Below are 25,886 nucleotides of genomic sequence, written 5' to 3' on the forward strand. Positions count from 1 at the left end.
TGACGGCAGGGCGCCGGTTCGTATTCGCTCCCGTCCATGCTCGCCCAGGACTATCTGTAGGCATTGGACCAGCCGGTTGTCGATGCGTCCGCGACTCCTGGCGGCTTGTTGGCGCACACAAGGTGTCAGGAAAGCCGATCGCCAGACTTACGTCTCACCGCGAACGCGTTTCACAAGCAAGGGCGCTATTTCGTTTAGCCGCGTTACGTAGTCCGGGTGGCCACCTTTGATTGCATTGACTGGCATCTCAGGATTCCGGGCGTCGCGGGGGTCCTGTACGATGCCTAGTCCTCCAGCAGCTTTGATCGCGCGGAGTCCTGCCGTACCGTCCTGAAGGCCGCCCGAAAGGACGATCCCGATCGCACGCGGTCCGAAGTTCCGTGCGACAGACTCAAAGAGCTTGTCCACCGCGGGCCGAACGAAGAGCACCTCAGGACCGCAATCCAGTCCTATGTGGCCAGACAGGCGCACTGTCATGTGGCGGTCGGGCGGAGCAATAAGGAGGCGTCCACTTTGCAGGACATCACCATCGCCGCCGTACGCCACCACAAGGGCTGTAGACCGGCCGACGAGCTCTGCCAGCAGCCGGGGGCTAGAAGGCGCGGTATGCAAAACTGCCAGCAGGACCGCGGGAAAATCCCGCGGCAGTGGATGAACCAGCGTGCACAACGCTTCCAGACCGCCGAGTGAACCTCCTATGGCTATGATGGCACGCACAGTCATGCTCCGCTTGTGTAGGCGGCTACGGCGCCGCAACTTATAGGCCTGATGCACGCCGTCGGTCAGAGCGGCAATCGAATCTGATCCCCTGCAGACAGTGCTTGAAAGCGAAGCTGGCTCGTCCGACGCACCGTGGGTCGCTGTTTCCTTCCACAAATGGCGACTCGTCGCTCGTCAACAGTCGTTCGCAATCCAAATATGAAGGGCCGTAGATGGCCGATTGGGTAAGGTCGCCAACGGCCGCTTAGTGGCACTCCCGTTTGCAAAACCTGAATTTGGCTGACTGACCGGTTTGGAGAAAGTTTTCTGACCGGAGTGGGTCGCGTGCTGCCGAACGCAGCCGTGCAAGGCCGAAGCATGTATGCCAATTGCATGAGTCGGCACCCGGGCCATGAAGCGACGGTCGACGTGTCGTTCCGTATGGCTGACACGCTCCCATAAGCGGCCCGTCGTGATCCGAAGATCAGGCCGGTCAGCTTCGGGCCGATTCACCAACATTTCGCATTAAAGCGCCATCTACTGCGTGCGTCGCTCTACCGGAAACAGCTTGGCGAACGGTTCGCCGCGTGGCATCGTTTCACGGAACTTAACCAAAATCCGTTCGGTTTTTGAGCAACGATCAGTTTGCGGAAGTACTGCAAGTCCGACGCTTTGATGTGACAACGACCTTTCGCTCAAGATTGCCTTGGCTATCGGCTTGGTTTCGGCTTCCCCGCCATTACTGCAGTCGGTTCGTTTTGGCCGTCCGCCATGCGCGCGGCGTCATGCCGAACTGCGCCGTAAACCAGCGTGTGAATGACGCCTGCCGCGTATATCCCAGGAGTAGTGCCACGCGCCCGATCGGATAGCGGGCGTTCATCATGTATCGCAACGCAAGATTGTGGCGCACCTGCTCGACAAGCTCAGAAAAACTGGTGCCCGCCGAATCGAGTTGCCGTTGCATGGTCCGCGTTCCGACATGCAGCCGCTGCGCCACCTGTTCGATCGTGGCCAGTTCAAGAGGCAGCAGCAGGTAAATAGCCTTGCGAACTTCCTGCACAATGGAATCCTCGTCGGCGTGGCTCAACGGCTCAAGCAGGCTCTCGGTGTATCGCACCAGTTCCAGGTCCGCGGTCGGATTAGGGCAATCCAGATCTGCCGCCGTGCACACGATCCCGTTGAAATCGCTCTCGAATACCAGCGGGCATCCAAACAGTTGCCGATAGAACCGCGTGTCCGCGAGCTTGGAATGCGTGAAATGCACGCTGCTCGGGTGCCAGCTTGTGCCGAGCAGCGCACCACAGGTCCGGGCCAGCACACCAACCGCGAGTTCAGTCGCTTGCCGCATTGGAACTTCGGCATCCACGACAATCTCCTCGCGAATGACGACTTTGTCGTCAGCAGTTTCCACATGCAGTGCCAATGCCTCATTCAACAGGTTGCGATATTGGATGGCGGCCTGCAACACCTCCCGCAGGGTTCGCTTGTGCGCGAACATCAAGCCGATCACGCCGAAATCCAGTTCCTGGCGCGCTTCCGCCAACTGCAATCCGAATGTAGGGCACGACGCCGCATGCGCCGTCGCCTCCAGCAACTCACAAAGGGCCGCTATCGGGATCCGATGTTCGGGATTCGCCAGCATGGTGGCGTCGAGTTCCGCCTGCTGCAGGAGCGCCTGCGGGTTAATGCCAAGCCGCCTCGTCAATTGAAAGTAGCCGTTCAGTGTCACGGCCCGGACCATCGTAACCATCGCACCTTCCCTTCACTGGCCCGCATTGCGACCGTGACGCCCGCACTAGAGGAGCATCGGTGTTTACGCGTAGTGTCGCCAGATGTGAAATCTCTGTCGTGCAAAGAGAAATCGTACTCCATGGTGTCTTTATATTGAAGGCTAATCCCGCATCGCGTTTCGTTCAGCCAGGCCTCAAGCGCAGAACGTGACCCTACCGGTAATCCCAGAACCATCAGGAGTAAGCCATGCAATTCCTCGACGACTCGCTGCACCCAGAAAACCAGGACAAAGTAGTCATCACCGTCGCGCCTTACGGTCCGGAGTGGATGCCCGCGGACTTTCCGGAGGACATCCCCCTCACCATGGAAGAACAGGTCCAGAAGGCGGTTGACTGTTACAACGCAGGCGCGACCGTCCTGCACTTACACGTGCGCGAGCTCGACGGAAAAGGCTCCAAGCGCCTGTCGAAGTTCAATGAGTTGATCGCTGGTGTGCGCGCTGCCGTACCCGACATGATCATCCAGGTCGGCGGCTCGATTTCGTTTGCACCGGAGGACGACGGCCAAGCCGCGAAGTGGCTCTCCGATGATACCCGGCACATGCTGGCCGAGCTGGAACCGAGGCCGGACCAGGTGACCGTCGCCATCAACACGACGCAAATGAACCTGATGGAACTGCTCACGCCGGCCTTCGTTAAAGGCACGTCACTCGCGGAACCCGCGCTTCGCGAAGCCTACCGCGAGATGACTGTTCCGGCCGGTCCTGGATGGCTCGAGGAACACCTGCGCAGGCTGCGCGCCAGCAATATCCAACCGCACTTCCAACTGGCCGGCATCCACTCCTACGAGACGGTGGAGCGCATGATCCGCCGAGGCGCCTACATGGGTCCGGTCAACCTCACCTGGATCGGAATCGGCGGCGGTGTCGACGGCCCCAGCCCGTACAACTTTATGGAACTTGTGCGCCGCGCTGCCGATGGCGTCTGCATCACCTCCGAGGCGCTGATGAAGGACGTGCTGCCGCTGAATGCGATGTCGCTTGCGATGGGATTCCACGTTCGCTGTGGCATCGAAGACACCATCATCGATCAGCACGGCAACCGCATGGGTTCCGTCAAACAGATCGAGCAACTCGTACGGATCTCCCGTGAGCTGGGCCGCGAAATCGCCAGCGGGAATGAAGCGCGCGAAATCTACAAGATCGGCGTCCAGTACAACTCCGTCGACGAAACGCTGGCGAAGCTCGGCATGGCACCCAACCGCAAGCCCGGCGTGAAGAACGTGCCTCTGCGCGCGGCCTGATTCCCCGGCGGCGACTGCTCACGCCAACAGCCGCATTGACCCCATCGCTTCGCGAGCAGGAGCTGGAAACCACCAGGTACCCGGTCCGACCGAAGTCGGTCCGTCCGCCGGCAAAGAAAAACAACGAATTGCCACGCGGGACAAAGAGGAGACTATCTTGCATCTACATTATGCTGAGCCAACCCAAGGCAACTTGGCCGCCAGGCAGACGGCCATCCCCACGTATGCATGGGTGGTATTTGCCCTGACCGTGGCCCTGCTGCTTTCGGACTACATGTCCCGGCAGGTCCTGAACGCCGTATTTCCGTTGCTGAAATCGGCATGGGGGCTGTCTGACACCCAGCTGGGCTCGCTCAGCAGCGTTGTCGCGCTGATGGTTGGCCTGCTGACGCTCCCCCTCTCGGTCCTTGCCGACCGCTGGGGTCGCGTCAGGAGCATTGTCCTGATGGCAGCCGTCTGGAGTCTTGCGACATTGGGATGCGCGATTTCGACAAACTTTGGCGAAATGCTGTTGGCCCGCGCGATTGTTGGCGTTGGCGAGGCGGCCTACGGGAGTGTGGGTGTTGCCGTCGTGCTGAGCATCTTCCCCGCGCACATGCGCGCCGGGTTGACAGGCATGTTCATGGCCGGTGGCCCCTTTGGCTCCGTGTTGGGCATGGCACTCGGTGGCATGGTTGCCGGGCGTTTCGGCTGGAACTGGTCATTCGGTGTCATGGCGTGCTTTGGCATGGTGCTGGTCGTCATCTATGCCGCCGTTGTGACGGAAAAGCGTGTGGCCTCGGTGATGCCCACTGCCAACCAGGGCAAGGACGTTGCAAAGCCCGGCGTGCACACGAGTTTGCGCGGGTTGCTGAAAGGTCTCTTTTCTTCGACATCAGTGCTGTGCGCGTACATCGGCAGCGGCTTGCATCTGCTGGTTCCGGCCGCGCTGTGGGCCTGGATGCCAAGCTTCCTGAACCGCTACTACGCGCTGCCACCGGGCAAGGCCGCAGTGGGGGCCGCTGGCTTTGTGCTGATCACCGGCCTCGGCATGATCGCATGCGGGCTGATGACTGACCGCATCAGCCGGGGGAATCCCGCCCACAAATGGTCGACCGCGATCGGATACTGCCTGATCACGTTCACGCTGCTCACCATCGCGTTCCGCCTTCCTACTGGCCCGCTGCAGCTCGGACTGATCGGCGCCGGCATGTTCTTCGCCGCAGGCGCCTCCGGACCCGCCGGAGCGATGGTGGCCAACCTGATCGCCCCCGCGATTCATGGATCAGGCTTTGCCACGTTGACGCTTGCAAACAACCTGCTTGGTCTGGCGCCCGCCGCCATCGCCACAGGTCTTCTGGCGGACAGGATCGGCCTGTTCGGCGCGTTGCAGATCATTCTCTTTGCACCGCTGGTCGCGGCCATGGCTTTTGCGCTGGGCAAGTTTCACTATACGAAGGACCTCGCCCGGCTCACCGCCCTGCGTGAGAAAGCACTTCATTGAGACATTCGATGTGAAGGCCCGGCACTGATCGGTCTTTCGATTCTCCCGGCTTGCGCTGCCAGAGCGTCAGCCACTCTCAGCAGAACCTCGGCCATGGGCCGTGGCGCGGTACTCGATCCGACGTGACGGCGCCAGATACATCGATGCAGGAAAACACAGTGAACTCGACCAACGATAGCAACGCACCGGCCTGGGTGCCATCACCACGAAACATCGACGCTGCCCGCGTGACCGAATTCATGCGCTGGCTCGAAAGCGAGCGCGGCCTGGCGTTCGCCGACTACGACGCACTTTGGCAGTGGTCCGTGGACGCCATTGGCGACTTCTGGTCGGCCCTCTGGGACTGGGCGGCCATCCGCTCAACGCCGGCGCGCGGGCAGGCGCTCACGGATGTCGCGATGCCCGGCGCCGTCTGGTTCCCCGGCGTCGGGATGAACTATGTCGACCAGGTCTTCCGCCATGCCACCGACGCGCACCCGGCAATCGTCTTCCGCAACGAAGCCGGCGAACAGGGGGAACTTGCGTGGGACGAACTGCAGCGCCAGGTTGCGGCGCTTGCCGGGTCACTGCGCGGCATGGGCATTGGCCGGGGCGATCGTGTCGCGACGTTCCTGCCCAACATACCGCAGACCATCGTCGCCTTCCTCGCGGTGGCGAGCCTTGGCGCCATCTGGTCGGCTTGCGCGCCGGATATGGGCAAGCTCGCAGTCCTCGATCGCTTCCGCCAGATCGAACCGAAGGTGATGATCGCCGTCGACGGCTATCGTTACGGCGGCAAGTCGCACGACCGCCGCGCGCTGCTGCACGAACTGCTGGAGGAGCTTCCCACCGTGGAGCGGCTCGTCCTCGTGCCAAACCTGAACGCGCAGGCCAGCGCCGGGGAATTTCGTAACGGTCTGGTCTGGAGCGATGCCATCGCGGGCGATGCACCGCTGGCGGTCGAGTCGGTGCCGTTCGACCATCCCCTGTGGATCGTTTACTCCTCCGGCACGACCGGCCTGCCAAAACCGATCGTTCATTCGCAGGGCGGCATCGTGCTTGAACACGTCAAGCTGACGACGCTGCATCTGGACCTGCATCCCGGCGACCGGTTCCACTGGAATGCGAGCACCGGCTGGATCATGTGGAATCTTCAGGTCGGCGGTCTGCTCGCAGGCGCCACGGTGTGCCTGTACGACGGCAACCCCGGTTATCCGGACCTGCACGCGGTATGGCGCTTCGTCGGGGAAGCACGCGTAAATTTCTTCGGCGCTGGTGCCGCGTACTACCAATCCTGCCTCAAGGCCGGGGTCGAGCCGCGCGAGGTCGCAGATCTGTCCGCACTGCGAGCCGTCGGCTCCACCGGCTCGCCGCTCCCGCCAGAAGGCTACCGATGGATCCTCGACCACGTCGGCCCGGTCTGGATCAACGCCTTGTCCGGCGGCACCGATTTCGCGGGCTGCTTCGTCGCCGGCGTGCCGACGCTTCCCGTCTACCTTGGCGAAATGCAATGCCGCTGCCTCGGTGCACGGGTCGAAGCCTTCGACGAAGCCGGCAACGCCGTGATCGATGAGGTGGGCGAACTGGTCTGTACCGCGCCGATGCCCTCGATGCCGCTCTGCTTCTGGCGCGATCAGGGCAATCGACGCTACCGGGAAAGCTATTTCGACACCTATCCCGGCATCTGGCGCCATGGCGACTGGGTGCGCATCACCCCGCGCGGCGGCGCCATTATCTATGGCCGGTCCGACGCCACCATCAACCGCCACGGCATTCGCATGGGCACCAGCGAACTCTACCGGGCAGTGGAGGACTTGCCCGAAGTGCTCGACAGCCTGGTCGTCGACCTGGAGTACCTCGGTCGCGAATCGTACATGCCGCTCTTTGTCGTCCTGCGCACCGGCATCTCGCTGACACCGGAACTCACGGCCACCATTCGGGAACGCATCAGGATCGCGCTGTCGGCACGCCATGTGCCGAACGAGGTGATCCGCGTCGACGCGATACCTCGGACCTTGTCCGGCAAGAAGATGGAGTTGCCGATCAAGAAGCTGCTGATGGGCCAGCCGGTGGAGAACGTGGCCAATCCGGACACGATGGCCAACCCGGAAAGCCTGGCCTGGTACACCGCGTTTGCACGCGACAGGGCGACTGCAAGCCATTCGGCCCAAGTCTGAGCGCGAAGCTCAATTTTCAAATTCTTATTGAATCATTACAGGAGACGAACCATGGCAAAGGCTACACGCTTCCATGAAACCGGGGGCCCCGAGGTCCTGCGCTACGAGGATGTCGAAGTCGGCGAACCGGGTCTCGGGCAGGTCAGGATCCGCCACGAGGCAGTCGGCCTGAACTTCGCCGACATCTACTTCCGTACCGGGTTGTATCCGGCGCCTCTGCCTTCCGGCATCGGCACGGAAGCGGCCGGCACCGTGGTCGGCGTGGGTCCCGATGTCACCAACGTCGCGGTTGGCGACCGCGTGACCTATACAGGTGCCTACAACACGCTCGGTGCTTACTGCACGGAGCGCCTGGTCTTCGCTGCGCCGCTGATCAAACTTCCGGACGACATCTCATGTGAGACGGCCAGCGCGATGACCATGCGGGGTCTCACCGCGTCCTACCTGATGCGGCGCATCTACGCCTTCAAGGCGGGAGACACCATCCTGCTGCATGCAGCAGCCGGCGGCGTCGGACTCATTGTGTCGCAGTGGGCAAAGCTGCTCGGGTTGACGGTGATTGGCACTGTCTCGAACGAAGCCAAGGCCGACATCGCTCGGGCGCATGGTTGCGACTCCGTCGTCAACTATAGCCATGAGGATGTGGCAAAGCGCGTACGTGAACTCACCGACGGCGTGGGCGTGAACGTCGTGTTCGACAGCGTTGGCAAGGACACCTTCGGGTCATCGCTGGATTCCCTGAAACGCAGAGGCCTGATGGTTTGCGTCGGTACCGCCTCGGGCCCGATCCCGCCGTTCAATCCGCAGCTTCTCGCCCACAAGGGATCGCTCTTCCTCACGCGTCCGGCGCTGGCCGATTACATCGCGCATCCGGTCGAGAAAGCCGAACTCGCGTCGGAGCTTTTCGGACATGTGGCTGCCGGGCGCATCAAGATTGAGATCAACCAGCGTTACGCGCTGGAAGACGCGGTTCAGGCCCACCGGGACCTCGAATCGCGCAAGACGACCGGCTCATCGGTCTTTGTAATCGGAAAGTAGAGCAGGAGCAACGACGCCGTGCGTATCGAACAACTGACTTATGCCATCGGTGCCGAGCTGACTGGCATCGAACTGGCCGACGCCATCCATGACGATGGCCTCCTGGCTGAAATCCGGGCTGCCCTGCTCAAGTATCGCGTGCTGTTCCTACGCGATCAGGGTATGTCGCGTTCTGAACACGTGGGCTTCGCCCAGCGGTTCGGGGACCTCGAAGATCATCCTGTCGCGGGCAATGATCCGGAATATCCCGGTCTGGTCCGGGTCTACCGGACGCCGGAGCAGCCGAACGACCGCTATGAGAATTCGTGGCATTCCGACACAACGTGGCGCGAAGCGCCGCAATTCGGCGCGGTACTTCGTTGCGTGGAATGCCCGCCGGTCGGTGGCGACACGATGTGGGCCAACATGGTGCTGGCATACGAGAAGCTGCCCGATCACGTCAAGGCGGAGATCGCCGACCTGCGCGCGCGTCACAGCATCGAAGCCACCTTTGGTGCCGTCATGCCCATCGAAAAACGCCTTGCCCTCAAGGCGCAGTACCCGGATGCGGAACACCCGGTGGTGCGCACCCATGCGGAAACGGGCGAGAAGATTTTGTATGTGAATGCCTTTACCACGCACTTCACCAACTTCCACACGCCGTCGCGCGTGCGTTATGGGCAGGACGCCAATCCCGGCGCGGCTGACCTGCTGCGTTACCTGGTGAGCCAGGCGGCGATTCCCGAATACCAGGTCCGCTGGCGCTGGAAGCCGAACAGCGTGGCGATCTGGGACAACAGCGCCACCCAGCATTACGCCGTCATGGACTATCCGCCCAGCCATCGAAAGATGGAACGCGCCGGGATTATCGGCAGCAAGCCGTACTGAATGTGCAGGAAACCGCTTTATGACTCCCGATACAACACCGACCATTCTGATGGTGCCTGGTTTGCGCGACCACGTCGCGGAGCACTGGCAAACCTTGCTGCAGCAAAAGTTGCCCAAGGCGGCCTCGGTGCCGCCGCTCGAACACGACAAGCTCAGTTGCGCGGCACGTGTTGCGGCGCTCGATACGGCCCTCGCGAACATCGACGGCCCGGTGATTCTGGTCGCGCACAGCGCGGGCGTGATGATCACGGTGCATTGGGCCCAGCGGCACAAGCGCAAGATTCACGGTGCGCTGCTCGCCGCGCCGGTCGACCTCGAAACGCCGCTGCCGGCAGGCTACCCGACCATTGATGCGCTCGTGCAGAACGGGTGGCATCCGATCCCGCGCAAACCACTGCCGTTTCCGAGCATTGTCGGCGCGAGCCGCAACGACCCGCTCGCGCAGGTCGAACGCGTGTCGGCGATGGCGAAAGACTGGGGCAGCCGCCTCGTCGACCTCGGCGAAGTCGGTCACCTGAACCCTGCTGCGGGCTTTGGTGAATGGCCAATGGCGGAGACCTTGATCCATGAACTTATCTGATCAGATGTGGGCCGCACAGGCAGCGCGGGAGCCGGGCGAGCGGCCCTTCGTGATGATCGAGGTCGTCTTCGATTTCATCTGCCCCTGGTGCCTGATCGGCAAACGCAATCTGGGTACGGCCGTGTCCCGCTTTACCGGACTGCGCCCCGATGTGCAGGTGAAGGTGCTGTGGCGCTCCCGTCAACTCTTGCCCTATACGCCGCTCGATGGCCTGCCGTATCAGGCCTTCTATCGTGACCGTCTGGGCAGTCCCGACGCTGTCGCGGCAAGGCGCGCGCAAGTGCAGCGGGCAGGACATGACGCCGGCATCGAGTTCGCTTTTGACCGGATTGAAGTGTTGCCCAACACCGCCGCCGCTCACAACGTCAGTTACTTTGCAGCGAGCCGCGGCAATGAGTTCCAACGTGCGGCGCTGATCGATCGCCTGTTCACCGCCTACTTCATGGAAGGCGCGAACATCGGCGACCGCCAGGTCCTTGAGCGTATCGGCCTCGAATGCGGTCTTGAGCAACAGGGGCTGAAGGATCACCTGACGGAACCCGGACGCCTGGCCGACCCGACCGGTCGTCGAGTGCTCCACACCGACCCGCAAGTGAGCGGCGTTCCACACTTCCTATTCAACGCCGGGTACTCGCTTTCTGGAGCCCATTCGCCAGATGCGTTTATCAGAGCCATGGAATTGGCTATCCAAAGCTAAAGGAACACGGGATGTCACGTGAGATACAGGTTGGGACAGCCGATGAACTGGCACCCGGCCAGCGCAAGCTGGCCTTCATTGATGGTCGCAGCATTGTGCTGTTCAACATCGCTGGCACGATCCACGCAATTGAGAACTCGTGTCCCCACAACGGGGCCTCGCTCGCAAACGGTCAGCTGGAGGGATGCGTGCTGCGATGCCCGGCGCACGGTCTGCGCTTCGACCTGCGCACGGGCTGCATGCCCGGAGCAGGCGGGTTAAGTCTGACAACTTTGCCGGTCCGGGCAGCCGACGGACAGCTGGTCGTGAGTATCGAATAGCCGGCCGCGCGTCTTTGGCACGCACCGGCGTGTAACGCGGCGCCCTGATTCCGGGGGGCACGCGAACATACAACCATTCAGGAGAACAAGGATGCAAGGTTTGATGATGCAGCAGCCACTACTGGTCGCTTCGCTGCTTATGCACGCCGAACGCCATCATGGCGGACAGGAAATCGTGTCGCGACGGGTCGAAGGGGACATTCACTGTTATTCATATCGGGACCTCGCGCAACGCGCGCGCCGCATGGCAAACGCCCTCGCAGGCCTTGGGATAGAGCCGGGCGAGCGGGTCGGGACGCTGGCATGGAACGGTTATCGCCATATGGAGTTGTACTTCGCCGTGTCGGGATCCGGGTCCGTATTGCATACCCTCAATCCCCGGCTACACGTCGATCAACTGGCGTACATCATCGAGCACGCGGAAGATCGCGTCGTGTTTTTTGACCTGACGTTTTTGCCCCTGATCGAAAGTGTCGCGCCGCGCGTTAAAAGCCCGAAGGTCTTCGTGGCGATGACTGATCGCGCGCACATGCCGCAGGACCACGGCCTGTCCAACATGCTGCTGTGCTACGAAGATCTCATCGACCTCCACGGCGACGCGTACGAGTGGCCACTGCTGGACGAAAACAGCGCCTCGTCACTGTGCTACACGTCCGGTACGACGGGCAATCCGAAGGGTGTGCTGTATAGCCACCGCTCGACCCTGCTGCATACCTACGCGGCGGCGCTGCCCGATTCGCTGAACTGTTCGGCGCGCGATGTGATCCTCCCGGTCGTGCCGATGTTCCATGTGAACGCGTGGGGGCTGCCATACATTGCCTGCATGGTCGGCGCGAAACTGGTGTTTCCGGGACCAGCGCTCGACGGCAAGTCGCTCTACGAACTGATCGAAACAGAACAGGTCACGTTGTCGGCCGGTGTGCCGACTGTCTGGCAGGGACTGCTTGCTCATGTCGACGCGATCCAGGGTGCGTTCTCGTCGATGAAGCGCACCGTGATCGGCGGCGCTCCCTGCTCGACAGCGATGACGGCGGCATTCCAGACGCGCCATCGGGTCGACGTGCTGCACGCATGGGGCATGACGGAATTGAGCCCGCTCGGCACGGTCTGCAGCTTCAAGGCGCATCAGCTATCTCTGCCCATGGCGGAGCGCGGCGCGGTTCAGGCGAAGCAGGGACGCTCGCTGTTCGGCATCGACATGAAGATCGTCGGCCCGGACGGAGAGGAGTTGCCATGGGACGGCCACGCGGCCGGCGACCTGCTGGTGCGCGGTCAGTGGGTCACACGTGAGTACTTCGGCAGTGACGGCGCGTCGCCGTTGCGCGACGGCTGGTTCCCGACCGGAGACGTTGCAAGGATCGATCCCGACGGTTTCATGCAGATCACAGATCGCAGCAAGGACGTCATCAAGTCCGGCGGCGAATGGATCAGTTCGACTGACATCGAAAACGTCGCGTACCTGCATCCCGAAGTCACGACCGCGGTCTGCATCGCCGCGCGACATCCGAAGTGGGACGAACGGCCGCTGCTCCTGATCGTCAAAAAGCCGGGCAGCGCTCTCGCCGGGGATGAACTGCTTGCCTTCTTTGACGGCCGGGTTGCGAAGTGGTGGACGCCGGACGCGGTGGTTTTCGTTGAATCGGTCCCACTCGGCGCGACCGGCAAGGTGCTCAAGCGCCAGTTGCGGGAGCAGTTCGAGGATTACTTTAGCCGGCCTGACAAGCCGGTTTGCAGCGCCACAGCTCCATTCGAGCTATAACCAGAAAAACGCCAGCTTCGCCTGGCATCACATCGGAGACACAGAATGAAATTGAAGTTGAGCGGCGCTGGGGCGCTGCTGATGTTCGCGACTGCCGCCCATGCCCAATCGTCGATCACGCTCTACGGCGTACTCGACACCGGACTGCTGTATCAGAGCACCTCGGCGGCAACTTTCAGGCCGAATGCGCCCAACACGGGGCATATCTATCAACTCAAGGACGGCGGCATCTATGCTAGCTACTGGGGGCTTAAGGGAAGCGAAGACATCGGCGGTGGCTACAAGATCAACTTCAAGCTGCAGGGCGTGTTCAACACCACGAACGGCAAGTTTGGTCTGGCCGACACACCGGGCACGACTGCGATCTTCAACCAGTTCGCGACGATCGGGGCATCCGGGCCGTTTGGCACATTCGACGCCGGCCGGCAGATCATCCCGATGATCTACGCGATGTCGGAAACCGACGTCCGCGGCGCCCAGTATTTCGGCAGTATCCTGACCGCGTGGCTGGGTGTGAATCAGGCGGCCGGTTGGCCCGGCACCAGCACGAACGCCCCGATCGGCGCTCTCTATGACAGCAACGCGCTGGTCTACAATTCGCCGAAATTCTATGGCGCCTCGCTTGCGCTCGAGTACGCGCCGGGCGGCGTCGCCGGCCAGTTCCAGGGCGGCACGCGCGAGTCGGCCGTCCTCAAGTATTCGAATTACGGCCTGAATCTGGCCGCCGTGTACTACAACGGGCACGACACCAATCCGTTCCCGCTGACCTACCCGGCGGCGCCGGCGGTGCCCGCGACAGGTCTGGCCAACAATCGCTTCTACTACTTCGGTGCGATGTACACGATCGCCGGATTTTCGATATCCGGCTCGTACGGCGTCGGCAAGAACCCGGCACATAGCAACACCGCGGATTTCGAAATGGCATCGGGTGGCCTGGGCTACCAGTTCAATCCGCGTTTCAAGGTCACTTCCGGCTACTACTACCTGAGGGACCGGAACCATTCAGCCAATCACTCGAGCGAAGTCGCAGTGGGTGCCGAATACAACCTGTCCAAGAGGACCAAGGCATACGCGCAAGTGGGGTATGTCGACAACAAGGGCACCATGAACCAGACAATCATCTATGGGGCGCCCGTTGCGCCAGGCGTGTCCACCACTGCGGCAATGGTCGGCATCCGCCATACCTTCTGATTCCGTCATCCTTATCAAGCGGAGCAACCCATGAAGAACATAAAAATACTCGAGCTGGCCGTCGCCACATTGATCGTTGCAACTTCCATGACCGCATGGTCCCAGACCGGCGGAATGGCCAGCGCACCTGTTAGTGCGCCGGGCGCCTCCGCGATGGCGGCCTCGGGCACAGTGGCACCGGCCACGGGAAGGAAAGCAAATCGTGCCCTGCGCCGGAAGGTCTATGCAGCCATCGGGAAGCACAAGGAGATCAGCGCGGGAGATATCAGTGTCATCGCAAAAGACGGCGCGGTAACGCTCAATGGCACGGTCACGGACGCTTCCCAGATCGACCAGGTCGCGGAGATCGCCAGGAGCGTTCCAGGGGTCACTTCGGTGACCAACAAGCTGACCGTGAATAAACCGTTTGGTGGGATGTAAGCAGCGCTCGTTGGTACGGGAATGCGACCGGGTCGTTAGTCGGGTTCCGATCAGGCGGCCTTGCGCTGCTTCTGAGGTTGCGACTTGCGCCCGGCGCGTCAACGCTGAAACCCGCGTCGCAGTGCAAACCGATCGAGTATCCAAAGCCCGATGGCAAGCTGAGGTCTTTCAGCGTCAGGTAAGCCGGCGGATCCTCTTCGTGGTTCGTGTTCGAGAAACACCGACGACAGACGGTCGACGGATTCCTCAGTTCCGGTGAACGCGAACTGGCAGGCCCCACGCGGGCCTGAGGTCGCGCAATTGTCCGGCTGCGGCGGATGAGACGTTGCGATTGGCGGCGGCGCAGAGAACATGGGCCGGGCTCCATACATAACGTCGGAAGTTCGCTTCGGCGCGCGGATGGGCGACGCGCGTCTGGTTGACATGATGCTTGGGGCATTGAACGACCCGTTCCATGCAGTTCCGATGGGCGTCACAGCAGAAAACGTCGCGCAGAAATATGGCATCTCGCGCCAAAAGCAAGACGCGCTAGCGCTGGAATCGCATCGTCGGGCAACACGTGCGATCGCCGAGGGACGCTTCAAGGAACAGATTATCCCACTAACGCGACACGTGAAAGGCCGGGAAGTCGTGTTTGACACCGACGAGCATGTGCGTCAGGACCTCAGTCCGGCAGAGCTGAGTGAAATGCGCCCGGTGTTCCAGAAAGACAACGGGACGGTGACGGCTGGCAATGCTTCGGGAATCAACGATGCGGCGGCAGCAGTGCTGCTGATGGAACGCAAGACAGCCGAAGCGCGGGGACTCCAGCCGATGGCGCGCCTGGTTTCATACGCGCATGCCGGTGTCGATCCCCGCTACATGGGCATCGGTCCAGTACCTGCCACTCGTATCGCGCTAGAGCGAGCCGGCCTCAACATTAACGATCTTGACGTTATCGAAGCGAACGAGGCGTTTGCTGCGCAGGCGTGTGCGGTACAGCAGGAATTGCAACTCGATGCGGGCAAAGTCAATCCGAACCGATCGGGTATCTCGCTTGGCCACCCTATTGGTGCGACCGGCGCGCTCATCACGGTCAAGGCGCTGCATGAACTGCAGCGCATCAACGGCCGCTATGCACTCTGACCATGTGCATTGGTGGTGGGCAAGGTATCGCGGCCATTTTTGAAAGCCTCCAATGATCTCAGGTTTACCCACAAAGTTGAGAGGCCGCGCTATCCGCTTTGCTTGAAGAGCTGATACATCTTCGTAATTTCGTGCAGGACGAGAAATCCGCGCCATATGACGGTCGGTCCTGGTGGTCGGTCATGCTTACGATTCAGATAGCCGCCGAGCATGCCTATCCACACGATGGTTTGCTGCAGCGTTGGAACCCGCTCTGGCAGTTGCGTCGTTCGGTGGGTGTGGCAATAGAGCGCCTGCCATTCAACGGGTTGCAGCAGTACTTCGCAGCATAGCTGCGTATCAGTTCGCGCGAGCAGTGTTGCATACAGGATGTGCCACGCGATGACGGCAAACAGAGCTGTCGCTCTCACGAACCGGTCGAGCGTGCCGAACTGGCGCGCCTCGATACGGCAGCCGCTTTTGAGCACGCGATGCCACGTCTCGATGGTCCAGCGCCGCGCGTACCAGGCCAGCCGTTCGAGAACTTCATCAAGCGAGGTCGTGGGCACCGAACTCAGCAGCATCCATTCAAGCGGTTCAACGCCATCCGGGGGGTTATCTTCAATGGCGTGAATCGCAAAGACGTCAATCTCAGGCAGGCTTCGGCGGCTGGCGCGCGCTCTTGGAGAGTGTAGTCGCACGCTCGCACAACGCAAAGTCAGCCGTGCTGTGCGCTGAGGAAGTGTGCCCCTGGCTGGCACCCGCAGTTCAGTGTCGCCAAGAGGCAGGGTGGCTAGAACAGCCTCCCAAAGGTAGCCTTGCGGGTGACGCGCCACGCGGTTGTGTACTGCGCGGATCAACCAGTCCACCCCGTCGGGGCGTTCGGCGACAAATAGCTCGTACAGGTCGCTCTCGCGGTCTCCAACACAGACAAACCGCGTCTGCGTACAACGTACCTTGAGTGCCGCGAGATGGTCGATTCCTTCAAGCCATTTGTTACTTTCCTTCTGTTCGATCGGGCGCGTAACCGCAGGGGCCCTCTTGCCGAACACCTCTTGGGGGCGCACCCAGGTCTTCATGCCCAGCACCCCTAGCGGCAAGCCCTCGGGCGTGACCGCCAGCAGGCTGTGCATCATGAAGCCTTGCTCATTGTTGCCGGTGCCGCGACCCAGGCCTTCAGTCGCGGGCAGATGCGACAGGTTGAACTCCGTTGTGTCCTGAATTGCCAGCACGACCGGCACCTGCCTCATGCGATCGAGCGTTTGTGCAATATGAGGCGCAAGGATCCCGTTTGTGTCCACCTGCTCATTATCGAAGAAGCGGTAGGCGGCCTTCAGTTCGGCTGGCTTGAGTGACTGGGGAAACGAACCCTGCGGACTGTGCGCGAGGCGGCGAGCCAACGCAACAAGACGTTGTGCAAGGCGCGCGTCCCCCAGATTCGCCTCGCTGAATTCGGCACTCGCCCAGTCGTCAGTATCGTTTCCGTCGACCAATTCCAACTGCCGTCGCGAACAGAATGGGCCAAAGTTAACATCGACGCCGACCGTTTACAAGCGATCATTCACTCCTGCCACACAAAAAGTTGTGGGGAATCCTGAGTCCAATGATGGGTATGCGAGAGCTCGCGCAAGGGAAGAATATGGCCATTGAAACGGTAGGGATCGTTGGAGCGGGCACTATGGGCAGTGGCATTGCTCAGGTCGCCGCTGTTTCCGGTCTGAAGGTCGAATTGATCGACATCGACGATGTAGCGTTGGGGAAAGGAATGGCGACCCTGGCGTCCGGCCTCGAGCGACTGGTCGCGAAAGAAAAACTCGCCCCGGCGACGCGCTCCGACGCGCTTGCACGTATTGAGACCTCGACCAGCTACCACCGCCTTGCGAACGTCGACCTTGTGATAGAAGCCGCTTCGGAAAGCGCCAAACTGAAGGTGCAAATTCTCAGGCAGATAGAGGCCTCAATCCCGCCCAAAACGATTATCGCCTCAAATACATCGTCGATTTCGATCACAACGCTTGCGGCGACGCTTTCCGATGCATCGCGCTTTGTTGGCATGCATTTCTTCAACCCTGTGCCGCTGATGCCACTCGTAGAGATCATCCGCGGCTTGCAGACGAGTGATGCCACGATGCAGGCGATTCGCGAACTGACAATCGGGCTTGGCAAGTCGCCGATCTGCGTCAAGAACGCTCCGGGTTTTGTGGTCAACCGTATTCTTGTGCCGATGATAAGAGGCGTTTTTCGTGCTTGCTGAGGGAGTCCCAACGGCGGAGGAGATCGACACTGGCATGTGTCTCGGCGCGAACCATCCAACCGGTCCGCTGGCGCTCGCGGACCTGGTGGGTCTCGACGTATGCCTGTCTGTGCTTGATGTCTTTGCAACAGACTTCGGCGATTCAAAATATCGTGCGTGCCCGTTACTTCGGGAATTCGTGGCCGCCGGCCGGCTAGGTCGCAAGTCCGGGCGCGGTGTCTATTGCTACGCTTGACCGGCGTGCTGATGAACAGACTTAATTCGCTACCAGTTGCCTGGTCACTCGCGTGCGTGGCAACGAAGGAGGAAATTGTGAAGATTATAGTGTCAGTGAAAAGAGTGGTCGATTACAACGTGAAGGTCCGGGTCAAGTCGGACGGCACGGGCGTCGACATCGCGAACGTGAAGATGTCGATGAATCCGTTCGATGAAATCGCGGTCGAAGAAGCCGTGCGTCTGAAGGAAGCGGGCGTGGCGACGGAAGTGATCGCCGTGTCGGCGGGCGTGACGCAATCGCAGGAAACGCTGCGCACGGCGCTCGCCATCGGCGCGGATCGCGCGATCCTGATCGAGTCTTCGCAGGAACTGCAGCCGCTGGCCGTGGCCAAGCTGCTGAAGGCGCTGGTTGACAAGGAGCAGCCTTCGCTGGTCATTCTCGGCAAGCAGGCTATCGACGACGATTCGAACCAGACCGGCCAGATGCTCGCTGCGCTGGCTGGTTTGCCGCAAGCGACGTTTGCATCGAAAGTGGTTGTTGCTGACGGCAAGGCGACCGTTTCGCGCGAAGTCGATGGCGGCGCGGAAACGCTGTCGCTGACGCTGCCTGCTGTCGTCACGACCGACCTGCGCCTGAACGAGCCGCGCTACGTCACGCTGCCGAACATCATGAAGGCGAAGAAGAAGCCGCTGGAAGTTCTCAAACCGGAAGACCTCGGCGTTGATGTCACGCCGCGCCTGAAGACGCTGAAGGTCGTCGAGCCGCCGAAGCGCTCCGCCGGTGTGAAAGTGCCGGATGTGAAGACGCTGGTCGAGAAGCTGAAGACCGAAGCCAAGGTGCTGTGAGGGAGACAGAGCAAATGACGAATCTGGTAATTGCGGAACACGACAACGCGTCGATCAAGGCCGCGACGCTGAACACGATTGCAGCCGCGCAGAAGATTGGTGGCGACATTCACGTGCTGGTGGCAGGGCACAACGCGCAAGCCGCCGCGGATGCGGCAGCGAAGATCGCAGGCGTGAGCAAAGTATTGCTGGCTGACGCGCCGCAACTCGAAGCAGGCCTCGCGGAAAATGTCGAAGCGACGGTGATGAACATCGCGAAGGACTATTCGCACATCCTGGCGCCTGCCACCGCCTACGGCAAGAACATCACGCCGCGTATCGCCGCGAAGCTCGACGTTGCGCAGATCAGCGACATCACGGCAGTGGATAGCGCCGACACGTTCGAGCGTCCGATCTACGCGGGCAATGCAATTGCTATCGTGCAATCGGCTGACCCGATCAAGGTCATCACGGTCCGGTCGACCGGCTTCGACGCAGTCGCAGCCGAAGGCGGCAGCGCGGCGGTCGAGAAGATCGAAGCCGCCGCAGACTCCGGCATGTCGCAGTTCGTGAGCCGTGAAGTGACGAAGCTGGACCGTCCGGAATTGACGTCGACGAAGATCATCGTCTCGGGTGGCCGCGGTCTGGGCAACGGCGAGAACTACACCAAGATGCTCGAACCGCTGGCCGACAAGCTGAACGCGGCGCTGGGCGCATCGCGTGCAGCAGTCGATGCGGGCTTCGTGCCGAACGACTATCAGGTCGGCCAGACCGGCAAGATCGTCGCGCCGCAACTGTACGTGGCCGTCGGCATCTCGGGTGCGATCCAGCATCTGGCCGGGATGAAGGACTCGAAGGTGATCGTCGCGATCAACAAGGACCCGGAGGCGCCGATTTTCAGCGTCGCAGACTACGGGCTGGTGGGCGATCTGTTTATTGCCGTGCCTGACCTTGTCAAGGCCATTGGGTAACCAGCACGATCTGTTGATCCCTTTTGTTGCAGGAGACACCATTCGGACTTCTGTCAACAGACCCGGTCAAATGCCGCTAACCACTGCTAATCCCGAGGACGCGGACATCAGGCGATGGTTTGATGGCCTCGTCGAGGAGCGTCGCATTCGTGGTGCTGCGCTCAAGGTAGTTGGCTGGTACGCGGTGATCCCCGCCACGTTGCCACTGAGCGAAGCTTCGACCGTGCCATTCGAGCAGTCAGACGGGGCGATTTCGAACGGCTGTTGCACCTCGGAAACCGCCGTTGACTTCGCGCTGGCTCGAACGGCGGTTCAGGGTCGACAAGACTCATTCGCCAATAACGAATGCTGACATTCACCGGTACCGGGTCGCGAATGTCGGCTATCGTCACTCCCGACCAGACGGAGAAGCCGTATACGCAAGGGTCCCCGCGAGCGATTGACGATCGAGTGGGTATTGTGGATGGGTCTGCCACACCGCATGTTGGCTCTTCGTTTGCAATCACGGGCGTTTCCTGGTTCCTCAAGATTTTGGATCTGAGTGGGGAAGCGCCGTCGTGCCAAAAGATCAGTCCCTCAGACTTTCCAGATAGTCCCCCCAATCTTGCATCATTTTTTGTCGCTCTGACAGGAACTCGGCCTTGTTATACGCACGACTAACACGATTTTTCTCGACGTGCGCCAACTGACGTTCAATCGCGAGAGGAACAAATCCCCGTTCGTGTGCCCATGTGCTGAATGTACCTCGTGCGCCGTGTGCTCTGAAAAGACGTTCGTTATTGAATCCAGCGCGAACCAACGCTGCATTGATCGTAGTAGCTGCCATGGGTCGTGATTTGTCTCTGGCGTTTGGGAAAAGGTAATCGCCCGAGGTCTTGGGCCGGGTAATTTCTTTTACTTTTACTAAAACTTCAATTGCCTGTGTGCTGAGTGGCACGACATGCGGACGCGCCATCTTCATGCGTTCGCCGGGGAGGGCCCATATAGCTGTTTCGAGGTCGAACTCCCGCCACGTCGCACCTCGCAACTCGACGGTGCGCACGGAGGTGAGCAATAGCAGGCGCATTGCTAAACGCGTAAGAGAAGTTCCCGTGACCCAAAACGCCGCCAGCACGTGCTTGAGCTCATCAGCCTCCAGCGCTCGATTGTGTCGGGTAGGCGGGAGCGTTACAACATCCGATGGCTTGAGTGCTGCGACAGGATTCGAGTCTACGCGTCCGCTGATAATCGCTCGTCTGAATACAGCGTCAAGGTGCTGGCGCAAACGTATTGCGATGTGAGGAGCGCCCTCGGCCTTGCGTTCATCGCCTGAAATAGTTTTGCGCTTTGCAATCGATTGGATCAGGTCATACAGGTGCGCCACCGTGACGTCGCGAATTGGCATCGCACCGAGCTGCGAGTCCTTCACGTAGCGTGCAAGGAAGCGCGTGGCTTGACCGTGATAGTAGGCGGTCCAGTTTGCTCGGTTGTCGTTCAGCCATTCCTCACACACCGGCCAGAGCGTGTTTTTGTAATGAGCAACGTTCTGCTGTTGAAGATGCTTTTCGTGTGCCTTCGGATGGACGCCGGACGCGACGAGGTTGGCTGCAGCGTTGCGAAGTTGACGAGCGTCCGCTATAGAGAGATCGGGAAACCGGCCGAGGGTGTAACTGCAATCCTTGCCATCCAGCCGGTAGTCAAATTTCCACACCTTCGAACCTGAGACCGACACCCGTAGATACATGGAATCGCGGTCGCGAATTTTATAGGGCTTGTCTTGCGGTTTGGCGTTCAACAACAGCGGGTAGGTCAGCCTCATGGAATTCTCCTCGAAGGACAACTACCATGAATTTTACCCGCAATTTACCCGCAAAACTGTCGGAAGTGGACGGATTATCTAAGACCATGCCGGATATGACCCCGTAAACTGGTTGGGCGACCCGAGTGAACGAATAACGCTTCAACCATTCGCTGTAACCCTTTACCAGAAAGCCTCCCGAGCGTTCTATATATTGCTGGCGGGATGTCTCATAGACCTCCCGAAGCACAAACCACGGCACATGCGGCAAGTCGTGATGCACCAGATGATAGTTATCGTTCAGAAACAGCAGGCGCCAGAACCACGCCGCTTCGTTAATAACGCTGCGATGCTCATGCGCTTGCGCCTCGCGATGTTCCTGAAATGAACGGATGGAGCTCAACGACAGCGCTCCATAGCCCGCGCCCACAAAAAAGACCCACGCCGGGATCCCGCACGCATGTTGCAGCCACGCTGCGAGCGCAGCAACGGCGGCGAAGTGCGCGAGCCACAGTGGAATATCGCGCCAATCGCCGCTTTTGATTTTACGCAGCGCGTCCACGCCGGTCGCCGCAATGGAGAACGCCGGCCCGACCAGCAGACGGCCGACAAACGTATTGCGGAAAGTCAGCAACGCGCGAATGGACCAACCGGTGTGTCGCCAAACGAGCGCGCTGACGAAATAGCTTTCAGGGTCGCGCTCGGAATGCGTCAGATGCGGATCGTCGTGATGCCGAAGATGCGAATCGCGATAGATGCCATACGGAAACCACACGGCAAGCGGCGCGAAACCGAGCAGGGCATTGACGAACAGCGAACGCGTAGGGTGCCCATGCAGCAGTTCGTGTTGCAACGACATGTACCACGTGCCGAGCACGGTGAGCAGAAGCGTCGTGAGCGGCAGTCCGAGCACGCGCGCATGTGTCGCCACGCCGAACCATCCCCCATAGATCGTGATGATCAGTGCCCAGGTCGGCCATTGCGTGCGCCATGTCCAACTTGTCGCCAGACGGGCGACGGTGTTGCGTTGCGTGTCGTCGAGATAAATCGCCATGAACAGGATCGGCCGGAATGCAGGTTCAGACCGATCCTACGGACCCTCGCGCATTGCTAGAACCAATTTGTTCAGCAATGCATCTGTGAAAACGTGAAAAGGCGGCCGGCCCTAAGTGCGGCGCGCCTTCCGGGCTTGCTGGTCAGACGCTCAGCGCGCGTCCGCCACGCGGCAGGCGTGATCCTGGAGGCCTTCGGCGGAGCCGCTGCCGTTGTCCACGTCGATCCCGCTGTTGAGGATCAGCCAGCCGTCCTTGTCAGCGGACGGCCCCGCGCCGGTCACGAGAATGGTTTGCCCGGCCATCGCCGCCTCGCCCTGGTTGTCTCTCGCGACGATGCGAAACGGGTTGTCGGCTCCTTCAAGCGAGGTTACGCGCATGATGCGGTAGCGATCGCCGTCGAGCGTTTCCCAGCGCCATTGATCCGGTGAATCTTTGGCGTGACGGGCGAGCGCTTCGCTGATATCGGCGCGCATGCAATCGATATGAATATGCAACTGGTTCTGCGTGCGGCGATATTGCGAATTGATTTCGAGGCCGAGCTGATTATCGGGCAGCGAGCGCTTGACCGATTTCTCGACGTAGGTCCGCGCGTCCCACGCGTCGGCCCAGTAATCCTGCGCATGTGGCGCAAGCACGAGCGGGCTTTCGATACCGGTAATGCGGTCGGTCGGAATCAACAGGTGCTGCGAGCGTCCGACGATATCCTTCAGGATAGCGTAGCGTTTGTTCAGATCGACAAACGTGCATTGACCCGGCGTGCCGGTGGCCTGCTGGGACGGCACGCAGCGCAGATCGACGATTTTCCACAGCGCATTCGAGTCGACCGCGGCGAGGCGCGCGCATGCGCTGGCGGCCAACGCGAGGGTCAACGCCGCGGCGATTCGCGCGCCGTGGCGCAAGAGGGCCCGCCGCGGGAGAGCGGGCATTTGAGTTTTCATCGGCGTACTAGTTGAGTTTTTTGGAGGTGTTGTGAAGGTGATTGCGGTATCAGAGCACAGGCGCCGGCAATGCGCCAAGCAACCGTTCGAACGCAATGCCAATCGCAAGAAGACGCCGGTCCTCGCCGAGCGGGCCGTCCAGTTCCAGTCCGACCGGCAGGCCGCTCGCGGTCATGCCCGCGGGCAGTGAAAGTCCCGGTATGCCCGAGGTGCTGGCCGGATCGGTGTTGCGCAGGAAAGCGTCCATGGTGTCGATGGCCGCCGAGCCGTCGATCGATACGACCGACGAACCGTTCACTTCGTCGATCGGCACGGCGGCGAGGCGCGTGGTCGGGAACAGCAGCGCGTCGAGGCGCTCGTCGGCGAAGGTCGCGGCCATGTACTGCTGCAAGCGCGGCCGCCAATGATTCAGCGCGTCCTCGTAGCGGTCGCCGAGCACATCGCCGAGCACGGCGTCGTAGATCGCGCGCACGTCCGGGCTGGCAATACGGGCCGCCAGTTCGACGACGGTTTTGACGGGCGCGTCGTTGGCGACGAGCCAGGCGAGCACGTCGTCACGCGGCTCATGGATCGCAATCGGGCCGCCCACCATGGCGTTCAGATCATCCAGTTCGCTCATCGCCACCGGCACGAACACTACGCCCGCCGCTTCGAGCTGCTGCAACGCGGCCCGCGCGACGTCCTCCACCTGCCGTTCGAGTCCTTGCCAGAGCGGCGCGGGCAAGCCGATGCGCAAGCCGTTCAACGCGACATCCGGCAACGCGCCGGCGCCGGTGATCACGCCGTCGAGCAGCGCAATATCGGCGACGCTGCGAGCCATCGGTCCGACGGTGTCGCGCGTATGGCTGATCGGTACCACGGCGTGCGGATCGTGATAGCGCCGTTCGGCGCCGCCGTTGCCGACCGATGGACGAAACCCCGCCGTGCCCGTCAATGCGGCGGGAATGCGCGTCGAGCCGCCGGTGTCGGTGCCGAGACCCGCGGGTACGATGCGCGCGGCGATCGCCGCCGCGGTGCCGCCCGACGACCCGCCCGGAATCAGCGAGGGATCGTAGGGATTGCGCACCGGGCCCGCATGCGTGGCGAGGTTCGTGCTCGTGATGCCGAACGCCAGTTCATGCATATTCGCCTTGCCGAGCACGATCGCGCCGGCGTCGACGAGGCGCTGCACCGAGGGCGCGTTGGTCTTCGGTATGAAGCCTTCGAGCGCCGGCGTGCCCGCCGAGGTCTGCATGCCCGCCGTGTTGATGTTGTCCTTCACGACCACGGGCAAACCCGCGAGCGGCAAGCGGGCCTTCCCGGCGGCGGGCAAGGCGTCGATGCGCCGCGCGGCGGTGAGCGCGCCGTCGAGGTCGAGCGTGGTGAGCGCATTGAGGCTCGAAAGCGCCGCCGCGCGCGCGAGCAAGGTGGCCACGTAGTCGGCGGCCTTCAGACGGCCGGACTGGATCGCGGCGACCGCTTCGGTGGCGGTCAACGCGAGTTGTTCATCGACGGTCCATGTCATGGCCGGCGTCTCCTTGTTTTGATGAGGTGTCCCGGCGCGCGGGTTTCATGAAGCGCAGAGCGAAGCGGGCCAGCGTGGGCACCAGCCTGGGCCGCAGCAGTCTCGCATCGTAACCGCTCATGCGCCGGTCGTTTTCCGCGAGGCAGAGCGCGAACAGGTCGGGCGCATTCATGGCCTCGCCGATCACACCGCTGCTCGCGGGCAGAAAATTCGAATCGTGCGCCATGCCTTTCGCGTCGATGCCTCGCGCGATCGCGAGGCGCTGCCAGATGAGCACCACCCAGATCGCGGCCACGCGCAGCGAATGCCACGGTCTGCGCCACAGCGGCATGATGCGCCGATACCACGCGACCCAGTTGATGAAAAACAGAATGTGGCGCGCTTCCTCCTGAATGACCGGTTCGAAAGTCTCGACCAGCGCGGCGGGAAAAAAGCCCGACTCCTGCGCCGAGCGGAATAGCCCGAACGCAAAGAAACTGTCGATGCACTCGCTATAGCCCGTGCGCATCCATTCCCATTCGGCGTCGCGTGGCGGCGGATAGTCGGGCTCGGGTGCGATCTCGATGCCATAGGCGGCGATCAGTCTGGACAGCACGTGCTTGTGACGCGCTTCTTCGTCGCCGTCCATGGTGATGGCTTCGCGCAGCAGGAGATCGCGCAATTGCGCGGCGTAGGTATGGACGGCGATCGACGCGCGGCCTTCGGTCTGCACCGCGATGTCCCAGATAGGCAGCGAACAGAGCCGCTCGAGCGCATCGGGTGGCAAGGGCGGCCAATCGAGCACGGCCGGTTTATAAGGGTTGTGGGTTTCAAGCAGCATGCGGCAAAACATCTGCTTGTGCGCCTCGGAACCGATCTTCACGCGGGCGGGGTCGCGGAATGTCCAGTGGCGCAGGGTACGGTCTTCGGCAACATCTGTCAGTGTGTCGGGACATGGCAGGCGTACAGAGGGCGAACTCGATGTGTCGCCCATTCTGGCACAACCGTTCAAAATCCGAT

General features: G+C 61.4%; 22 protein-coding genes and 3 pseudogenes. 18 read left to right on the forward strand and 7 right to left on the reverse strand.

Features of this window, described 5'->3' with window-relative positions; genetic code table 11:
- Window positions 1-513 precede the first annotated feature (513 nt).
- Entirely contained in the window at window positions 514-690 is a 177-nt protein-coding gene (locus B0G81_RS44465) for a hypothetical protein (RefSeq protein WP_243856384.1), read from the forward strand.
- Between the two features lie 504 nt (window positions 691-1,194).
- A pseudogene (locus B0G81_RS07765) lies at window positions 1,195-1,332 on the forward strand (IS6 family transposase); the annotation flags it as partial.
- Window positions 1,333-1,438: 106 nt separating this feature from the next.
- On the opposite strand, the gene B0G81_RS07770 reads toward B0G81_RS07765, so the two are convergent.
- Window positions 1,439-2,449 carry an AraC family transcriptional regulator gene (locus tag B0G81_RS07770; RefSeq protein WP_134134106.1) on the reverse strand — a complete coding sequence of 337 codons (1,011 nt, stop codon included), beginning with the start codon at window positions 2,447-2,449 and terminating at the stop codon, window positions 1,439-1,441.
- 227 nt (window positions 2,450-2,676) lie between these two features.
- On the opposite strand from B0G81_RS07770, the gene B0G81_RS07775 reads away from it, so the two are divergent.
- From B0G81_RS07775 to B0G81_RS07830, 12 genes and pseudogenes are all read left to right on the forward strand, one after another.
- Window positions 2,677-3,732: a 3-keto-5-aminohexanoate cleavage protein gene (locus B0G81_RS07775; protein WP_134134107.1), complete on the forward strand. Its 1,056-nt coding sequence runs from the start codon at window positions 2,677-2,679 to the stop codon at window positions 3,730-3,732.
- Between the two features lie 157 nt (window positions 3,733-3,889).
- Window positions 3,890-5,215, forward strand: coding sequence for an MFS transporter (locus B0G81_RS07780; protein ID WP_134134108.1), 1,326 nt, complete (start codon window positions 3,890-3,892; stop codon window positions 5,213-5,215).
- Between the two features lie 158 nt (window positions 5,216-5,373).
- Complete coding sequence (locus tag B0G81_RS07785; protein ID WP_243856385.1) at window positions 5,374-7,371, forward strand: acetoacetate--CoA ligase; 1,998 nt, start codon at window positions 5,374-5,376, stop codon at window positions 7,369-7,371.
- Window positions 7,372-7,422: 51 nt separating this feature from the next.
- Window positions 7,423-8,409, forward strand: coding sequence for a quinone oxidoreductase (locus tag B0G81_RS07790; protein ID WP_134134114.1), 987 nt, complete (start codon window positions 7,423-7,425; stop codon window positions 8,407-8,409).
- Between the two features lie 18 nt (window positions 8,410-8,427).
- Entirely contained in the window at window positions 8,428-9,276 is an 849-nt protein-coding gene (locus B0G81_RS07795) for a TauD/TfdA family dioxygenase (protein WP_134134119.1), read from the forward strand.
- Between the two features lie 19 nt (window positions 9,277-9,295).
- On the forward strand, window positions 9,296-9,856 hold the full coding sequence (locus B0G81_RS07800; RefSeq protein ID WP_134134125.1) for an alpha/beta hydrolase: 561 nt from the start codon (window positions 9,296-9,298) through the stop codon (window positions 9,854-9,856).
- Window positions 9,843-10,553, forward strand: coding sequence for a DsbA family oxidoreductase (locus tag B0G81_RS07805; protein ID WP_243856386.1), 711 nt, complete (start codon window positions 9,843-9,845; stop codon window positions 10,551-10,553). Before B0G81_RS07800 ends, B0G81_RS07805 begins: the two co-directional genes overlap by 14 nt.
- Before the next feature lie 11 nt (window positions 10,554-10,564).
- Window positions 10,565-10,873, forward strand: a complete 309-nt coding sequence (locus B0G81_RS07810; protein ID WP_134134128.1) for a Rieske 2Fe-2S domain-containing protein — start codon at window positions 10,565-10,567, stop codon at window positions 10,871-10,873.
- A 91-nt stretch (window positions 10,874-10,964) separates the two neighbouring features.
- Entirely contained in the window at window positions 10,965-12,632 is a 1,668-nt protein-coding gene (locus tag B0G81_RS07815; RefSeq protein ID WP_134134130.1) for a 3-(methylthio)propionyl-CoA ligase, read from the forward strand.
- A 45-nt stretch (window positions 12,633-12,677) separates the two neighbouring features.
- Window positions 12,678-13,823: a porin gene (locus tag B0G81_RS07820; RefSeq protein WP_134134133.1), complete on the forward strand. Its 1,146-nt coding sequence runs from the start codon at window positions 12,678-12,680 to the stop codon at window positions 13,821-13,823.
- A gap of 30 nt (window positions 13,824-13,853) precedes the next feature.
- A complete protein-coding gene (locus tag B0G81_RS07825) occupies window positions 13,854-14,243 on the forward strand; it encodes a BON domain-containing protein (protein ID WP_134134138.1) in 390 nt (129 codons plus the stop codon).
- Window positions 14,244-14,564: 321 nt separating this feature from the next.
- A pseudogene (locus tag B0G81_RS07830) lies at window positions 14,565-15,424 on the forward strand (acetyl-CoA C-acyltransferase); the annotation flags it as partial.
- A gap of 33 nt (window positions 15,425-15,457) precedes the next feature.
- On the opposite strand, the gene B0G81_RS07835 reads toward B0G81_RS07830, so the two are convergent.
- Entirely contained in the window at window positions 15,458-16,846 is a 1,389-nt protein-coding gene (locus B0G81_RS07835; protein WP_347877443.1) for an IS4 family transposase, read from the reverse strand.
- Window positions 16,847-16,986: 140 nt separating this feature from the next.
- Between B0G81_RS07835 and B0G81_RS07840 the strand changes: the two are divergent.
- From B0G81_RS07840 to B0G81_RS07855, 4 genes and pseudogenes are all read left to right on the forward strand, one after another.
- Window positions 16,987-17,836, forward strand: a pseudogene (locus tag B0G81_RS07840) (3-hydroxybutyryl-CoA dehydrogenase).
- A gap of 77 nt (window positions 17,837-17,913) precedes the next feature.
- Window positions 17,914-18,663 carry an electron transfer flavoprotein subunit beta/FixA family protein gene (locus tag B0G81_RS07845; protein ID WP_134134142.1) on the forward strand — a complete coding sequence of 250 codons (750 nt, stop codon included), beginning with the start codon at window positions 17,914-17,916 and terminating at the stop codon, window positions 18,661-18,663.
- A gap of 14 nt (window positions 18,664-18,677) precedes the next feature.
- On the forward strand, window positions 18,678-19,613 hold the full coding sequence (locus B0G81_RS07850; protein ID WP_134134146.1) for an FAD-binding protein: 936 nt from the start codon (window positions 18,678-18,680) through the stop codon (window positions 19,611-19,613).
- 70 nt (window positions 19,614-19,683) lie between these two features.
- Window positions 19,684-19,965, forward strand: coding sequence for a hypothetical protein (locus B0G81_RS07855; RefSeq protein WP_243856387.1), 282 nt, complete (start codon window positions 19,684-19,686; stop codon window positions 19,963-19,965).
- 216 nt (window positions 19,966-20,181) lie between these two features.
- On the opposite strand, the gene B0G81_RS07860 is transcribed toward B0G81_RS07855, so the two are convergent.
- The 5 genes from B0G81_RS07860 to B0G81_RS07880 form a co-directional block, all read right to left on the reverse strand.
- Window positions 20,182-21,411 carry a tyrosine-type recombinase/integrase gene (locus B0G81_RS07860; protein WP_134134155.1) on the reverse strand — a complete coding sequence of 410 codons (1,230 nt, stop codon included), beginning with the start codon at window positions 21,409-21,411 and terminating at the stop codon, window positions 20,182-20,184.
- Window positions 21,356-22,444, reverse strand: coding sequence for a fatty acid desaturase (locus B0G81_RS07865; RefSeq protein ID WP_134134158.1), 1,089 nt, complete (start codon window positions 22,442-22,444; stop codon window positions 21,356-21,358). The genes B0G81_RS07860 and B0G81_RS07865 overlap by 56 nt, the downstream gene beginning before the upstream one ends.
- A gap of 150 nt (window positions 22,445-22,594) precedes the next feature.
- Entirely contained in the window at window positions 22,595-23,371 is a 777-nt protein-coding gene (locus B0G81_RS07870) for a CDP-diacylglycerol diphosphatase (RefSeq protein ID WP_243856388.1), read from the reverse strand.
- Window positions 23,372-23,432: 61 nt separating this feature from the next.
- Entirely contained in the window at window positions 23,433-24,887 is a 1,455-nt protein-coding gene (iaaH, locus tag B0G81_RS07875) for an indoleacetamide hydrolase (RefSeq protein WP_134134165.1), read from the reverse strand.
- Window positions 24,868-25,860: a ferritin-like domain-containing protein gene (locus tag B0G81_RS07880; RefSeq protein ID WP_134134170.1), complete on the reverse strand. Its 993-nt coding sequence runs from the start codon at window positions 25,858-25,860 to the stop codon at window positions 24,868-24,870. The genes iaaH and B0G81_RS07880 overlap by 20 nt, the downstream gene beginning before the upstream one ends.
- Between the last annotated feature and the right edge of the window lie 26 nt (window positions 25,861-25,886).

The sequence above is a fragment of the Paraburkholderia sp. BL6665CI2N2 genome (assembly GCF_004366535.1).
Lineage (GTDB): Bacteria > Pseudomonadota > Gammaproteobacteria > Burkholderiales > Burkholderiaceae > Paraburkholderia.

Excerpts from the sequence above, each read along its gene's own strand:
- B0G81_RS07770 (WP_134134106.1), bottom strand. The coding sequence starts at position 2,449 with ATGGTTACGATGGTCCGGGCCGTGACACTGAACGGCTACTTTCAATTG.
- B0G81_RS07775 (WP_134134107.1), top strand. The coding sequence starts at position 2,677 with ATGCAATTCCTCGACGACTCGCTGCACCCAGAAAACCAGGACAAAGTA.
- B0G81_RS07790 (WP_134134114.1), top strand. The coding sequence starts at position 7,423 with ATGGCAAAGGCTACACGCTTCCATGAAACCGGGGGCCCCGAGGTCCTG.
- B0G81_RS07800 (WP_134134125.1), top strand. The coding sequence starts at position 9,296 with ATGACTCCCGATACAACACCGACCATTCTGATGGTGCCTGGTTTGCGC.
- B0G81_RS07805 (WP_243856386.1), top strand. The coding sequence starts at position 9,843 with ATGAACTTATCTGATCAGATGTGGGCCGCACAGGCAGCGCGGGAGCCG.
- B0G81_RS07810 (WP_134134128.1), top strand. The coding sequence starts at position 10,565 with ATGTCACGTGAGATACAGGTTGGGACAGCCGATGAACTGGCACCCGGC.
- B0G81_RS07815 (WP_134134130.1), top strand. The coding sequence starts at position 10,965 with ATGCAAGGTTTGATGATGCAGCAGCCACTACTGGTCGCTTCGCTGCTT.
- B0G81_RS07820 (WP_134134133.1), top strand. The coding sequence starts at position 12,678 with ATGAAATTGAAGTTGAGCGGCGCTGGGGCGCTGCTGATGTTCGCGACT.
- B0G81_RS07825 (WP_134134138.1), top strand. The coding sequence starts at position 13,854 with ATGAAGAACATAAAAATACTCGAGCTGGCCGTCGCCACATTGATCGTT.
- B0G81_RS07850 (WP_134134146.1), top strand. The coding sequence starts at position 18,678 with ATGACGAATCTGGTAATTGCGGAACACGACAACGCGTCGATCAAGGCC.
- B0G81_RS07855 (WP_243856387.1), top strand. The coding sequence starts at position 19,684 with ATGCCGCTAACCACTGCTAATCCCGAGGACGCGGACATCAGGCGATGG.
- B0G81_RS07860 (WP_134134155.1), bottom strand. The coding sequence starts at position 21,411 with ATGAGGCTGACCTACCCGCTGTTGTTGAACGCCAAACCGCAAGACAAG.
- B0G81_RS07865 (WP_134134158.1), bottom strand. The coding sequence starts at position 22,444 with ATGGCGATTTATCTCGACGACACGCAACGCAACACCGTCGCCCGTCTG.
- B0G81_RS07870 (WP_243856388.1), bottom strand. The coding sequence starts at position 23,371 with ATGCCCGCTCTCCCGCGGCGGGCCCTCTTGCGCCACGGCGCGCGAATC.
- iaaH (WP_134134165.1), bottom strand. The coding sequence starts at position 24,887 with ATGACATGGACCGTCGATGAACAACTCGCGTTGACCGCCACCGAAGCG.
- B0G81_RS07880 (WP_134134170.1), bottom strand. The coding sequence starts at position 25,860 with ATGGGCGACACATCGAGTTCGCCCTCTGTACGCCTGCCATGTCCCGAC.